Source organism: Tabrizicola aquatica, assembly GCF_002900975.1.
GTDB classification, from domain to species: domain Bacteria; phylum Pseudomonadota; class Alphaproteobacteria; order Rhodobacterales; family Rhodobacteraceae; genus Tabrizicola; species Tabrizicola aquatica.
This window is the reverse complement of record NZ_PJON01000006.1, coordinates 144,960-159,261: the sequence shown is the minus strand read 5'-3', so window position 1 is coordinate 159,261 and position 14,302 is coordinate 144,960. Positions and strand designations below refer to the sequence as shown.

Below are 14,302 nucleotides of genomic sequence, written 5' to 3'. Positions count from 1 at the left end.
AGGAAAGGACCGTCCCTTGGACCAAGCCCCCCGCCACACCCCGCCCGAGACCCTGCCCCTCACCGGACCAGGAGACCACCCGATGCTGGACATGCCCTTCCACGTCGAGATCGACGGCCGGCAATACCGGGGCCGCGGCCTGTCGCTGGTTCGCGCCGGGATCAGCGGCCTGATCGACCCCCACGCCGCCGAAAGCGAACGGATCGCCCTTTTCGTCTTTCCCTTCCAGGGCTTCGTCGTCGCCCTGTCGATCGAGGTGCGGCTAAAGGACATCGACCCGTCCCGTGGCACCGCCGCGCTAGAGTTTCTGGAGCCGATGGGCGAGCATCTGCCGCAACTGCGCCACCTGATGAACGCCCATATCGCGGGCGATCTGGTGACCCTGGGCGATACGCTGTCGGTGCGCCCGGCCGAGGGGCGCAAGCCGGGAACCGGCGCTGTGCCGGGCCAACGCGGGCTGCGGCGGCTGGGCGGGACGCTGATCCTGCTGGTGTCGACCGTCGCCCTCCTGGGTCTGGTGGCGACCAAGGTTCACGAGCGCGTCTTTACCCGCACGCTTGCCATCCCCGCCGTCGCCGGGGTGGAAGGGCAGACGCTTGCCGCCACCGCGACCGGGCAGATCGACTTCCTGAACCCCGACGCGAAGTCCGGCGAAGTGGCCTTCGCGATCCGCGCGAATACCGGGCAGACCCTGTCGGTCGTCCTGCCCTGCGACTGCCAGGTCCAGGTCATGGGGGTCCAGCCCGGTTCGACGGTCTTTGCCGGCGACCCGATCCTGCGCCTTTCGACCCCTGATGCCGCCGTCGCCCTGACCGGAACCGCCCTGCCGGAAGAGCTTCTGGACCTCGCCCGCGCCGGCGCCATCGACGTGACCTTCGCCGATGGCCGCGAAGTCTCCGCCCGGCTGGCCCCCGACGGCCTTGGCACCGCAGCACCCGGTCAGCCGGTGCCCTTCCGCCTGCTTCCGGACGCCCCCCTTGCGGCGGACCTCACCGGCCAACTGGCCGAAGTGACCCTGCACCGCCCCACCCCAGACCTGCTGCGCCCGCTGTTCGACCGTTCCACCCCTGACATCAAGGCAGATGCACCATGACACATTCCATAATTCCCGTGGTTCTGTGCGGCGGTATGGGCTCGCGTCTCTGGCCGATGAGCCGGGTCGAGCAGCCCAAGCAGTTCCAGCCAACCCTGGGCAAGGGCAGCCCGACCTATTTCCAGGCCACGCTGCAACGCCACCGGGGCAGCGCCTTCGCCGATCCGATCGTGGTGACGAACGCCCGGCAGGCCGCGCTGGTGCATCGGCAACTGGATGAATTGCAGCTGCAAGGCCGCGTCATCGGAGAGCCCGTCGGCCGCAACACCGGGCCAGCCGTCCTTGCCGCCGCGATCTGCGCCCGGCGCGAGGACCCCGAGGCGATGATCCTGGTCCTGCCCTCGGACCACATGATCAAGGGCGACATCAACCGGATCGTCACTGCGATGGTCCCGGCCGCGCAGGATGGCCGCATCGTCAGCTTCGGCGTCGTGCCGACCTATCCCGAGACCGGCTATGGCTACATCGCCGACGGCGGGGCCTATCAGGACTTTGCCGGGCTCCACCGTGTCGCGCAGTTCGTCGAGAAACCCGGTTACGACCATGCCAAGCGCCTGATCGACGGCGGCGGGGTCTACTGGGCCTCGGGGATCAGCCTGATGCGGGCCGCGACCCTGATCGACGAGTTCCGCCGCCTTGATCCGACCACCCACGCCGCCGTCACCGCCGCCGTCGACGGGGCCGAATTCCGCAGCCTGGGCATCGTGCTGGACGAAGCCTCGTTCCGCCGCGCTGCCAACGAACCGACCGAACGGCAGATCTTCGAACGCACCCCCGCCATCGCCTTGGCACCGCTGCATGGCGTGCAATGGGACGATGTCGGCGCCTGGAACGCGGTCTACCAGATCTCGGACCAGGATTCCGACGGCAACGTGCTGCACGGCGACGTCATCGCGGTGAACACCCGCAATTCGCTGGTGCAAAGCCAGACGCGGCTGGTGGCCGTGATCGGGATGCAGGACATGGTCGTGATCGACACGCCCGACGCGGTGCTGATCACCCAGCGCGAACACTCGCAGGACGTCAAGCAGCTGGTCGACCTCCTGAAATCCCAAGGCCGGCGCGAGGTTGCCAGCCATACCGTACGCGAGATGCCCTGGGGCCGGATCGAGACGCTGGCCTCGGACGCCGGGCACGACATGCGCGTGATGACCTTGCGACGGCTGGCCAGTGTGCAGGTCAACGGCACCGGGGTTGGCCCCAGCATGCTGACCGTCACCTCAGGCGAAGGGCGCTGCACCATCGACGGGGCCGAGGTCACGCTGCGGCGCGGCCAGACCATCACGATCGCCGCCGACACCGCCCTGCCGGTGACCAACGCGACCGAAGGCGAGCTGAAGCTGATCCACCTGGTTTTCCGTGGCGCGGCCGAGATCAGCGCCCTGGCCCGCCCGGTGCTGGCGGCCCCCCCGGACCGGGTCGGCGCGCAGGTCCAGCGCGAGGCCGTCTGATGCGGCTGGCCCCGCTTCTGGCGGCCTGGCTTGCCGCCCTGCCGGCCCCGCTGTTGGCCGAACCTGACGCCGTGCTGCACGGCGCAGTCCGGCGCGTGCTGGACGCGGGCGCGGATGCCGAGGTGCTGGCCGCCCTGGCGCGGCGGCTGGCAGGCGGAACCACGGCCCCGGACCTGCCGGCCGAGCTCACGTTGCCTCAGGCCACGGCCCGGGTCGAGACCGGCGAGATCCAGGCCGCATTGACGCAGCTGACGATCCTGGTCGGCGGCAATGGCCAGCTGACCCTGCAACGCGCGCAGGGCGGGCAGACGGATGTGGTCCAGATCCTGTCCGGCACCGCGCGGCTGGCCGATCTGACCTCGGACCTGGTTCAGCGCAGGGGCGGGGTCTGGCACCTGTCCCGCCCGCTGGTGATCTGGCCCGGCGCCGCGCTGGCTCTGCATCCCGGCGAGGTGCTGGAACTGGACAGCGCCGGCGGGGCCTTTGTCCTCAGCTTCGGGACCGTCGTGCTGGACGGGGCCACCCTGCGCGGCGACGCCGGGCAGAACGCCACCGTTCCCGCCTTCCGCCCCTTTCTGCTGGTCGCGGGCCAGGGCGCGCTGCGGGCCGACCGCGCGCACTTTCAGGATCTGGGCTTTCCCGGCGCAACCCCGTTCCGCGGAGTGTCGGTGCTGAATCTTGGCCTTTTGCAGCCGGACTTTCCCAGCGTGATCATCAGCAGCCGCTTCGACCGGGTCCACAGCCTTGGGTTCGAGGGCACCAACGGCCTGATCCTGACAGGAAACCGGGTCACCGCTGCGGGCGGGGCCGCAATCCGGCTGCGCGACGCGCAAGGGCCGGTGATCGCCGACAACCGCATCCGGGACACGGGCCAGGGCGCGGGTCTGCGGCTTTCGGGTCAACTGGCAGAGGTGCAGGTCACCGGCAACCGCATCACCACGGGCGGCGGCAACGGCATGCAGATCGACGGCGCGCTGACCGGGCTGGACCTGCGGGCCAACGTGGTCCTGAACAATTCCGCGGCGGGCATCGTGCTTGGCCCCTCGGCCTGCGTCACGGTGCGGGGCAACATTTTGGTCGGCAACCGCACCACCGGGCTGCGCCTCTCCGGCACCGGTGACGCACAGGTCACCGACAACGCGATCCACCGGAACGGCTCGGCCGGGATCGAGGTGCAGGACCAGGCCGGCCGTGCCCCGGTCCTGCTGTCCGACAACGTCCTGGCGGACAATCGTGAGGGCCTGCGCGCCGCCGGCCTGGGCGAGGTGCGCCTGTCCGGCAACGACCTTGCCGACCAGACCCCGCGCCAGTTCGCCGGCGACTTCTCGCCCTGGCTCTCTGCCTACCTCACCGCGGGCGACGACGCCCTGATCATTCCCGCCGCCCTGGGCACCTCGCCCGGGACGGACGTCCCCTGCAAGTCGGAGTAGCCCGATGGTGTTTTCCTCGGAAACCTTCCTGTTTCTGTTCCTGCCGCTGTTCCTGGCGCTGTATTACCTCACGCCCTTCCGCTACCGCTCGGCGCTGATCCTGGCGGGGTCCTGGACGTTCTACGGCTGGTGGCGGATCGACTTCCTGGGCCTGCTGATCCTGACGACGCTCTGGACCTATGCCTTTGGCCGCCTGATCGGCGCTAACCTTGGCACGCGCCGGGCGACCTGGGCCTGCGCCATCGGCACCGCCGGGTGTCTGGCGGTGCTGGGGGTGTTCAAGTACCTGAACTTCTTCATCGACAGCTTCGCCGCGATGCTGGGCACCGATGCGGCGGGCCTGGGCATCCACTGGCACCTGATCCTGCCGATTGGCGTGTCGTTCTATGTGTTCCAGTCGATCAGCTATCTGATCGACGTCTACCGCCGCGATGCCAGCGCGACCGGAAGTTTCTTCGACTTCGCCGCCTTCATCTCGCTCTTTCCGCAACTCGTCGCCGGGCCGATCCTGCGCTTCAAGGATCTTGAGGACCAGTTCCGCGACCGGACCCATACTCCCGACAAGTTCGCCGATGGCATGGCGCGGTTCACGGTTGGACTGGGCAAGAAGGTGCTGATCGCCGACAACCTGGCGCCGCTTGCCGACCTTGCCTTCACCACGCCCGACCCGTCCGCGCCTTTGGCCTGGCTGGGCGCTGCGGCCTACATGCTGCAGCTTTACTTCGACTTCTCGGGCTACAGCGACATGGCCATCGGGCTGGGCCTGATGATGGGCTTCCGGTTCATGGAGAATTTCCAGACGCCCTACATCTCGGGTTCGATCACCGAGTTCTGGCGGCGCTGGCACATCAGCCTGTCGGTCTGGCTGCGCGACTACCTCTACATCCCCCTGGGCGGCAACCGGGTCAACGAACGGCGGACCTACATCAACCTGATGACGGTCATGGTGCTGGGCGGGCTGTGGCACGGGGCAAACTGGACCTTCGTCCTCTGGGGCGCCTGGCACGGCGGCTGGCTGGCGTTCGAGCGTTGGACCGGCGCGGCCCGGGCGCCCAAGACCGTGGTGCGCGTGCTGCGGACCCTTCTGATCGTGCTGATCGGCTGGGTCGCTTTCCGGGCGACGAATGTGGCCATGGCGATGGACTTCTACGCCGGGATGATGGGCGCAAACGGCTGGGGCCTGCCCATCGACATCGCGCTGCAGATCACCCGCGAAAGCCTGGCCGTCCTTGTGCTGGCGATCCTTCTGGCCTGGTCCGAGCCGCTGCTGAACGATTGGTTCGGCCAGCGCTACCACGCGGTAACGCCCGACGGCCGGGTGGAACTGACCGGCACGCTGCTGCCCGCACTGGCGACCACGCTGATCTTCTCGCTCTCCGTGATGCGGTTGGCCGAGCAAAGCTTCTCGCCCTTCCTCTATTTCCAGTTCTAGGAGCCCGCCATGCAACCGCTTTTGAAGGCCTCGCGCTTCCTGCTTCCCGCCGCGTTCTTCGGCTATGCCACCGTCGTAAACCTGGGCTACGCCCAGTTCCCGGGGACCGAGGACCTGACCCGTGACGGCGACCTTCTTCGCGGCTCGGCGACGGCCAAGCTGGACGAGGTCTACCGCCAGTCGCTGCCGCATCGCGACACCGCCATCGGCGTGCTGGGCGCGCTGCGCTACATGGCCCTGGGCGAGGGGCGCAAGGGCGTGCTGGCCGGCAGCGACGGCTGGCTCTTCACGACCGAGGAAGTGCGTCCGCTGACCGACGACCTCGACCGCTCGCTCGCGCGGATCGACCGGGTGCGCGACCGGCTGGCGGCTGCCGGGGCGCAACTGGTCATCGTGCCGGTTCCGGGCAAGCTGGACGTGCATGTCGCCCACGGCGACCCGCGCGCGGCAGAAGGGATCGCCACCCTCTACGACGCCTTCCTGTCCGGCCTCCGCGCCCGCGAGGTGACGGTTCTCGATGCCCGGGACGCGCTGCGGATGGATGCCGAGTGGGACGCGGCCTTCTTCCCCACCGACACCCACTGGACCCCGCGCGGGGCCGAGGGCGTGGCCCGCGCCCTTGCCGCATCGGGCCTGGTCGCGCAAGGCGAGGCCGATTTCAACATCCGCACCGCGCCCGAGATCCGGTTCACCGGCGACCTCGTGTCCTACGTCACCACCGACGATCTGGCGCCCATGCTGGGCCTGATGCCCGAACACGCCGTCCCCTATACCGCCGAACCCACGGCTGACGGCAGCCTGGACATCTTCGGCGGCACCGCCGAGGGGGCCACACTTCTGATCGGCACCTCCTACTCCGCCAACCCGACCTGGAGCTTCGCCGAGGCGCTGAAACTTGCCCTGGGCCGCGACGTGCTGAACCTTGCCGTCGAAGGTCAGGGCCCGGTCCGCCCGATGCTGGACTACCTCGCCTCGCCCGATTTCCGCGCCGCCCCGCCACAGGTGGTGATCTGGGAATTCCCGGTGCGCTACCTGACCGACCCCGCCCTCTGGGACGGTCCTGCCGGGGTGAAAAGCGGTGCGTGACCGGCGCTGGCATATCTGCGCGCTGGTCGCCCTTCTGGCCGTCGCCACACCGGCGATGGCCGATGTGGTGTTGCCCCCGGCCATCGCCGCCAGCCCCCGGCTGAAGGATTTGCGCAAGTCGATGCTGGCGGGCGCAGACCTGTCCGACCGAAGCCTGCAACAACTTGCCGATGCGGGCGAAGGTCTGGCCGCCGCCCGCTATGCCAAGCGGCTTGAGGCGCGGCAGGACCCTGCCTTCCTGGACGATGCGGCCCATTACTACTCCATCGCGGTCTACGCCGACCGCGAGTTTGCCATTCCCCGCCTTGTCGCCATCCTGCGCGGCGGCGAGGCGGACTTCGGTCCCGCCCGCCTGCGCAACATCCAAAGCGTGCTGGAGCGTGAGGCCAATCGCGACCCCGTCGCCGCCGCGGGGCTGGGCGACCTTCTGCTGAAGGGCGCGCCCTTTGGCCAGGACGTGCCGCGCGCACGCGACCTGTTGCTGGTGGCGGCGCAGGGCGGCGACCACAAGGCCGCGATCCGGCTGGCGCAAAGCCATTTCATGGGCGCGCCCGGCCTGCCGCCCGACCCGCCCGCCGCCCGCCCCGCGCTGGAACTGGCGCTGGAAAGCCCCGATCCCGGCGTCCAGTCCATCGCGCTGACCCTGTTGAACCAGCTTCCCGGCGGCGCGCCCGAGGTCTTTCCCCGCCAGGCCGGCATCGTCCACCCGCGCCCCCGCCCCGCAACCCTGCAAGGAGCCACCCCATGATCCGTGCCGCGATCTTTCTGGCGGTCCTCTCGCCCGCGCCGCTGATGGCCCAGACCACGCAATTCGGCTGCGCCCGCACCGAATTTGCCCCCTCGGCCAGCATCGAAGGGCAGGACGGCGTCTTTTACCGCGTCCAGTCCGACCTGCGCCTGCAACATCCGATGGACGACCTTGTCGTCGCCCAACTGGCCGAACTGTCGCGGGTGCTGGCCGAACAGGGCACGACGCTGATCTACGTCAACGTCCCCACCAAGGGGCAGGCCATGCCGCAATACCTTCCGCCGCAGGCCAAGGCCTACGGCTATGACGCGGCGACGATGCAGGCCAACTATGCCGATGTCACCGACCGCCTGGCCGCAGCCGGCGTGGCCGCGCCCGACCTGATGACCGCGATGCTGGCGGCCGGCCCGGACGAAAAGGTGTTCTTCCAGGCCGACTTCCACTGGACGCCCACCGGCGCCCGCCTGGCTGCCAAGGCCATCGGCGAGATGATCCGCAGCCTGCCCGCCTATTCCGAGGTGACGCCCACCGAATTCACCTCGACCGAGGTCGCGCCGGAAACCGCCTTCTCCGGCCTGCGACGCGAGTTGCAGACCTTCTGCAAGGACACCTTGCCCCCGGTCGAAGCCGTGACCTGGACCACGACCCCGGCCGAAACCGTCGTGGACGACGCCGCCGACATCTTCGCCGACGCGCCCGCAGCGGACGGCACGCTGGACATCTTCGGCACCGGCGCGGACGAGGCCAGCCTGGTCCTGGTCGGCACCTCGTTTTCCGACAGCAGCATCAACAACTTCGCCGGCTTCCTGTCCGAATATTCCGGGATCGAGGTGGTCAACTACGCCATCACCGGCGGCAACCAGTTCGGCTCGATGACCTCGTACCTCACCTCGCGCGATTTCGCGCAGGACCGGCCGACTTTCCTGGTCTGGGAAAACCCGATCTACAACAGCCTGGCCCAGTTCGGCCCCGTCCCGATGGACGAGCTGATCGTCGCCGCCGGCCCCGCCTGCGACATTCCCACCGAGGCGCAGGTCGACGGCAACGACCTTGCCGCCAGTTTCGAACCTGGCCGCCTGACGCCGGATGACGCCTTCCTGTTCGACTACGGCAGCGACGGCGCGCGGGTCGCGACCGTCACCCTTACGGCGGCCTCGGGCATCACCCGCACCGTCCGTCTCGAACGCGCCGACCGCTTGCGCGCAACCGGGCGCTTCTTCCTGAAGCTTGCCCCTTTCTGGCAGCCCGACCTCGTGCGCGTGGCCGTCAGCTTCGACCGGCCGCTTGGCGAAAGCTCGGCCGTGACTCTCTGCCCAACCCCTGAAGGAGACGACTCATGAAACGCATCGCCTGGACTCTGCCGCTGGCAGCCCTTGCCGCGACCGCCACCCTGGCGCAAGACGCAAGCCTGTACGAGGATGTGGCTAGCCCCTCCTCGACCTTTGTCCGCGTCGTCGATGCGGGCACCCCCGTCGCGGTCATCCAGTCCGCCAGCTTTGAAGGCGGCGACAGCGGCGTCACCCCGTATGTCGTCATTGACGGCGCGACCGAAGTCCAGATCACCTCGGGCGAGACCACCGCGACCGAGGCGATCCAGCCCGCCACCTTCTATTCCTTCGTCGTCGGGGCCGATGGCACCTCGGCGCTGGTGGTCGACAAGATCACCCGCAATCCGGCCCAGGCCGACGTGACCTTCTACAACCTGTCGGACATCGCCCAGGTCGATCTTTACGTCCCGCAGGCCAAGGCTGTCGCGATCGAGGATGTCGCCGCCGGCAGCGGCGGCGCTGTGGCCCTGAAGGCCCCCCTCACGCTCGATTTCGAGGTGCGGGACGGTGAAAACACCGTGGCCAGCGTCGCGGGGGTGAACCTGGTGCGGCGGGAAGGCGTTGCCATCGTGCTTAGCGGCACCGGCGGCACCTACACCGCGACCATGACGCCCAACGCGCTGGCGAAATCCAACTGACGGAAAGGCCCGATCATGCACCGCACGCTTGCCACCCTTCTGGTCCTTGCCCTGCCTTCGGCGCTTTGCGCGCAGACGGTTGACCTGGTGTTCGAACCGCCGGTGCTGACCTCGGCCCCGATCTGCGACCGCAACCTCTCGGACGAGGCCCTGGTCGCCAAATGGGAGGGGGTCGACCCCTCCCAACCCCCCGAAACCGATACCGCCGTCATCAAGCGCGACCTGCGCCGCCTGATCGAACTGGACCCTGTGGGCTGGTTCGACCTTGCCGCCGCCGTGCAGGCCAGCTTCCCCAGGATCGACCCGGCCTATTCCCAGGCCAACGTCCTGATCGACCGCATCGAACTTCTGCTCGCCGCCGGCCGTGTGACCGAGTTGCAGCAGGAACGGCTGGTCCAGCAACTGGCCGAGATGGACCTTAGCCAGACACCCCGCGCGCAGCATTTGCTGGCCGGCTATCTGATGCGCGGCGTGGGCATCGACCGCGACGTCGAACAGGGCGAAGCGCTCCTCCTGACCGCTGCCTTCGGTGGCAACGCCGATGCGATCCTTGACCTGGTGGAACGCGAGATTGCCGGCAAGCCCGTCGCCGGCTGGGACGTGCCGCCCGAACTTGGCGTGACCATGGCGTTCGGCGCGCTGCTGGGCAAGCTCGACCCCTTGATCTGCGACCGGGTGAACCGGATCGCCCGCGAATACATGAACGGCCGCATCGTCACCCGCGACCCCGCCCTTGCCGAACGCTGGTACCGCTTTTCGGCCGACCTCGGCGATGCGCTTTCCGCCTGGCGGGTGGCCGAGATCCACCTGCGGGCCGAGGATCTGCCCAAGGACAACGATGTCCTCTTGCACTACCTGACCGTCGCCGCCGACGCCGGCCTGCCCTATGCCCAGACCGCGCTGGCCCGGCTGCAGGCCGACGGCGCCCTGATGCCGCGCGACTTGGCCGCCGCCGACGCCACCTACCGCGCGGCTGCCGAAAGCGGCTGGGCCCCCGGTGCCGCCGGCCATGTCCTTTTCCTGCAAGCGCAATCCCGCCGCGATCCCGACTGGACCCCGCGCTATGTCGAGGCGCTGGCCGACCTCACCGGCTCACCCGACGCCCCGGCCTGGGCGCTGATTGCCATGGCCGACCACGTTCTTGCCGAAAAGGGCCGGTGGGCCGGTGAGGCCGAAGCGCGCGAGCTTCTGGACCGCGCCATCGCCCTGGGCGAGGACGCCGCGATGGAACGCACCGCCGCGATGCGCTTTCGCGCCGCCAAGACCCCGGCCGAATTCTACGCGGTGATGGACCAGCTGATCCAGGTCGTGGTCTCGGCCGGCGAGATGGACCCGTTTCTGGAACTGTCGAACGCCTTCATCTGCCGCGCCCCGAACGCCCCCCAGGTGGCCGAGGCCGACTATTGGGTTCAGGCTGCCGACAGCACCGCAACCTCCGCCGTCGACTATGGCCCCGGCGATCTGCAGATCCTGGCCGCCAACCCCGACCCCATCGCCGAGGCCGAGATCCAGACCCAGGCGCTCACCGGCCGGATCACCGCCATCGCGCAGTACATGCACCTTCTGGAACTGCGCGACGCCCCGGACGAGACGCTGGATTTCTGGCACGGCTATGCCACCCGCTTTCCTGGCGTGACCACCGCCCGCGCCAGCCTGGCGCTGAAGGCCGCGCGCAGCCCCCAGGACCGCGCGGCGGCGCTGGACCTGTTCCGCGAGGCGGTGGCGATGGGCGAAATCTCCGCCCGCGCCCAGCTGGCCGAGGCACTGCTGGACGACGAGAGCGTCACCCCCGACGTCAAGGCCGAGGCGCTGGACCTCCTTTTGCCGCTGGCCGACCGCGGCATGGGCGAGGCGATGGAACTGCTGCCGCTGGCCGATCCCGAACAGTTCCCCGACCTCGCCGCCGTCCATGACCGTTACGCCGACACCATCGACGCACGCGGCGATTTCGACGCGATCCTTCTGGCGCTGCCCTTGGTCAAGGACCCCGCCGTCTTTGCCGACTATACCGCCCGCGCCACCGCCATCACCGGCTGCACCTTTGACGAGGCGATGCGCCTGGCCGATGCCGTGGGCCGCGCTGGCGACCGCGCGCTCATGGACCGCTGGCTTGCCGTCGCCGAATACCTGTCGAAGGGCCGGGGAGAGCTTCTGGCCGACCTCGCCGATGTGCTGACCCGCCACGCCACCGATGCGGACGAACCGCAGATTCTCGCCTGGTATCAGGCCGCGCGCGAAGATGGCAGCCGGATGGCGATCCACCGCCTTTTGAACATCTACTCGCGCCGCAGTTCGCCCGACTATGACCCCGAACTGTCGGCCGAGCTTTTCGTCGACCTCGTCGCCACCAGCCAGCCCGAGGATCTGCCCCCCACGCTGGCCCGGCTGCGCAGCGCGACCCCGGAAATCCGCGCCATCGCCTATCGCAGCATCGATGAAACTGCCCTGTACCTGTCCGCGGCCGAGGCCGGGAACGCCGCCGCGATGCGGGAATACGCGCTGATCCTGCGCAAGGCCGCCACCACCCCGGCCGAGGTTCTGGACTCCACCGACTGGCTGCGCCGCGCGGCCGAGGCGGGCGAACCTGCCGCCATGCTGGACTATGCCGACGCGCTGGTGTTCGGCATCGGCGTCACCGCCTCACGCGAAGAAGCAGTCGCCTGGCTGCAAAAAGCCGCCGACCTGGGCAGCCCCGACGCCGCCCAGCGCCTGCGGACCCTGGACCTGACAACGGAGGTCGGACAATGACCCTGCGAACCCTCACTCTCGGGCTGGCCCTTCTGGCCACGCCCCTCGCCGCCCAGGATACCCCCTCGCCACCCGCCAAGGACGAAGCCGAGACCTGCCCTGCGGGCACCGAACCCGTGGTCACGCTGGGCTTCGGCAGCCGCTACACCGACGACAGCAAGAACCGCAGCGACTTTGACGAAGAGGCAGACAAGGCGGTCACCGCCGCGCTGAAACCGATCGACGATTTCATCAACGACCTCGCCCGCCTGACCGACACCCTGCACGACCCCGAAACCGAAGCGCAGGACGCAAAGGCCGCCGCCGACTGCGTGGTCAGCCTGATTCTGCCCTGGGCAGAGGCCGATGCCCTCAGCGACCTGCGGACCCAGGGCGCGAACCTTTCGGCCCCGTCCCGCGTCGGTGGGATTGCCTTTGCCTACGGCGCGGCAATTGCCGCCCAACCGGACCTCGCCAGTCCCGAGATCGAGGCCTGGCTTCTGGCCCGCGCGCAGCAGGGCATGGCCTTCTTCGATACCGAAGCCCCGCCCCGCGCCTCGCAGAACAACCTGCGCGCCTGGGCCGGCCTTGCGGTGACGCGGGTCGGGCTGATCCTGGACGACCCGGCGCTGATCGACTGGGGCGCGGGTTCGGCCGAACTGGTCGCCTGCACCGCCGCGCCGGATGGCAGCCTGCCAAACGAAATGTGGCGCGGCCGTCTGGCGCTGCACTACCAGCTGCATGCCGTGGCCCCCCTGGTCGTGACCGCCGCCCTTCTGCCCGACCGTGACCTCTTCGCCCTCTGCGATGCTGCCATCCCCCGCATCGTCCGCTTTACCCTTGCCGGCCTGGACGACCCCGCCCCGGTCGAGGCGCTGACCGGCAAGGCACAAAGCGTGGGCGGCAAGAAAAAGGCTCGCGACTTCGAACTCGCCTGGCTGCCCGCCTACCTGCGTTTCAACCCGGACCCTGATCTGGCCGCGCGGATGGAAGCGGTCGAAAAGCTGGGAAGCTCCAAACTCGGCGGCGACCAACGCCTGCTCTGGCCCCTCGTCCCACCGGGCGAAGCGAAGCCAGCCACGGTGACGCCGACCGAGGCGACGCCAACCGAAGGCTAGGCCCCGCCCCGCGACGGGCGCGGGGTGCCCAGCCTTGGATGCAGCCGCCCCGCGATGATCCAGGATGCCAGCAGCCCCGCGCCCGCCGCCACGAAGATCCCCGGCAGCGGCGCTACCCACAGGACCAGCCAGGCCGCCCCCGGCGTCAGGATGCCCGACACATCGCGGAAGCTGGAATAGACCGCCGACATCTCGGTCCGCTCGCTGGGCTTCACCGACATCAGGAACGGCAGCCCGCCCACCACGTCCAGCATCACCAGAAAGACCGAGGCCGCCATGACCAGGGCGACCGTCGCCCAGGGCAGCACCGACAACAGCCCCGCCACGAGGAACAGCGCCCCGCAGGCCCCGAACGCCACCCGGACCGAGCGGCGGACCGACAACCTGCGCCCCAGCCGGTTCAGCGCGGGGGCCGCGAACAACAGCGCGTTGGTGATCGACAGCGCAATGCCGCCCACCTTGTCGCCCAGGCCCGCCTCGATGCAGAAGATCGGCAGGTAGACGACATAAACCCACCAGCCGCAACTGCGCATCACCGCAAAGGTCCAGCCCGCGATCAGCCTCGGCTGGTGGAAGAACCGCCCCAGGAACCCCAGCGGGTTCACCGCCGGCCCCTTGGCGCGCTGGATCTGCTTGCCGTTGCCCAGCCGCAGCACCCAGAAACTGGTCAGCAGCACCAGCGCAAAGCCGCCCGCGACCATGAAGGGCAAGGGCGCCCATTTGTGGTAAAGCCAGACCCCCGTCATCGGCCCCACGGTCCAGGCCGTCGCCGCATAGACCATCTGGATCGACTGGCTTTTCCCCAGGTCCACCCGCTCGACATAATCCAGGACATAGGCGTTCAGGCAGACAAACACCGTCACCGTCGCCATCGCGTTGCACATCAGCGCCAGTGGCACCGACCAGACCGTTCCCACCGCACCCAGCGTGTTGCCGACCAGGTACAGGCACACCCCCCCGGTATAGACCCAGCGCCGCGGCAGCTTGCTGGTCGCCCAGGGCACCATCAGCCCCCAGACCAGCGCCACGATCCCCGCCAGGAAGAACGCGACCGACGTCGACTGCGCATCGCCCAGGGCATCATAGACCACCAGCGGCATGGTCGAGATCAGCGTGCCGCGGATCGTGGCATCAAGCCCGGCAAGAAGCGCGAAATGCTCGATCCGGGGGGTGGCGCTATGCCTCAGCGCAAGCGGCAGGTAACGAGTGGCCATGCCCGACTTCGACCGCCGAAGCCCGGTTCCGTCTGTC

General features: G+C 69.1%; 11 protein-coding genes. 10 read left to right on the top strand and 1 reads right to left on the bottom strand.

What is annotated here, in order from left to right; genetic code table 11:
* Positions 1-16 precede the first annotated feature (16 nt).
* From CXR42_RS18575 to CXR42_RS18530, 10 genes are read left to right on the top strand one after another with little or no spacing between them, the layout of a single operon-like run.
* Positions 17-1,093, top strand: a complete 1,077-nt coding sequence (locus CXR42_RS18575; protein WP_146038115.1) for a hypothetical protein — start codon at positions 17-19, stop codon at positions 1,091-1,093.
* The gene (locus tag CXR42_RS18570; protein ID WP_103259088.1) at positions 1,090-2,544 is read left to right on the top strand and encodes a mannose-1-phosphate guanylyltransferase; all 1,455 of its coding nucleotides are present in this window, start codon (positions 1,090-1,092) and stop codon (positions 2,542-2,544) included. Before CXR42_RS18575 ends, CXR42_RS18570 begins: the two co-directional genes overlap by 4 nt.
* The gene (locus CXR42_RS18565) at positions 2,544-3,974 is read left to right on the top strand and encodes a right-handed parallel beta-helix repeat-containing protein (protein WP_103259087.1); all 1,431 of its coding nucleotides are present in this window, start codon (positions 2,544-2,546) and stop codon (positions 3,972-3,974) included. The genes CXR42_RS18570 and CXR42_RS18565 overlap by 1 nt, the downstream gene beginning before the upstream one ends.
* A 4-nt stretch (positions 3,975-3,978) precedes the next feature.
* Positions 3,979-5,406 carry an MBOAT family O-acyltransferase gene (locus tag CXR42_RS18560; RefSeq protein WP_103259086.1) on the top strand — a complete coding sequence of 476 codons (1,428 nt, stop codon included), beginning with the start codon at positions 3,979-3,981 and terminating at the stop codon, positions 5,404-5,406.
* Between the two features lie 9 nt (positions 5,407-5,415).
* Positions 5,416-6,492, top strand: a complete 1,077-nt coding sequence (locus CXR42_RS18555; RefSeq protein ID WP_103259085.1) for an alginate O-acetyltransferase AlgX-related protein — start codon at positions 5,416-5,418, stop codon at positions 6,490-6,492.
* Complete coding sequence (locus tag CXR42_RS18550; protein ID WP_103259084.1) at positions 6,485-7,240, top strand: hypothetical protein; 756 nt, start codon at positions 6,485-6,487, stop codon at positions 7,238-7,240. Before CXR42_RS18555 ends, CXR42_RS18550 begins: the two co-directional genes overlap by 8 nt.
* Positions 7,237-8,580: an alginate O-acetyltransferase AlgX-related protein gene (locus tag CXR42_RS18545; RefSeq protein WP_103259083.1), complete on the top strand. Its 1,344-nt coding sequence runs from the start codon at positions 7,237-7,239 to the stop codon at positions 8,578-8,580. The genes CXR42_RS18550 and CXR42_RS18545 overlap by 4 nt, the downstream gene beginning before the upstream one ends.
* Positions 8,577-9,206, top strand: a complete 630-nt coding sequence (locus CXR42_RS18540) for an alginate O-acetyltransferase AlgF (protein ID WP_103259082.1) — start codon at positions 8,577-8,579, stop codon at positions 9,204-9,206. The genes CXR42_RS18545 and CXR42_RS18540 overlap by 4 nt, the downstream gene beginning before the upstream one ends.
* A gap of 15 nt (positions 9,207-9,221) precedes the next feature.
* Complete coding sequence (locus CXR42_RS18535; RefSeq protein WP_103259081.1) at positions 9,222-11,954, top strand: tetratricopeptide repeat protein; 2,733 nt, start codon at positions 9,222-9,224, stop codon at positions 11,952-11,954.
* Positions 11,951-13,051, top strand: coding sequence for an alginate lyase family protein (locus CXR42_RS18530; protein ID WP_103259080.1), 1,101 nt, complete (start codon positions 11,951-11,953; stop codon positions 13,049-13,051). Before CXR42_RS18535 ends, CXR42_RS18530 begins: the two co-directional genes overlap by 4 nt.
* On the opposite strand, the gene CXR42_RS18525 is transcribed toward CXR42_RS18530, so the two are convergent.
* The gene (locus tag CXR42_RS18525; protein ID WP_103259079.1) at positions 13,048-14,265 is read right to left on the bottom strand and encodes an MFS transporter; all 1,218 of its coding nucleotides are present in this window, start codon (positions 14,263-14,265) and stop codon (positions 13,048-13,050) included. The two genes, CXR42_RS18530 and CXR42_RS18525, sit on opposite strands and share 4 nt — an antisense overlap.
* Positions 14,266-14,302: the final 37 nt, after the last annotated feature.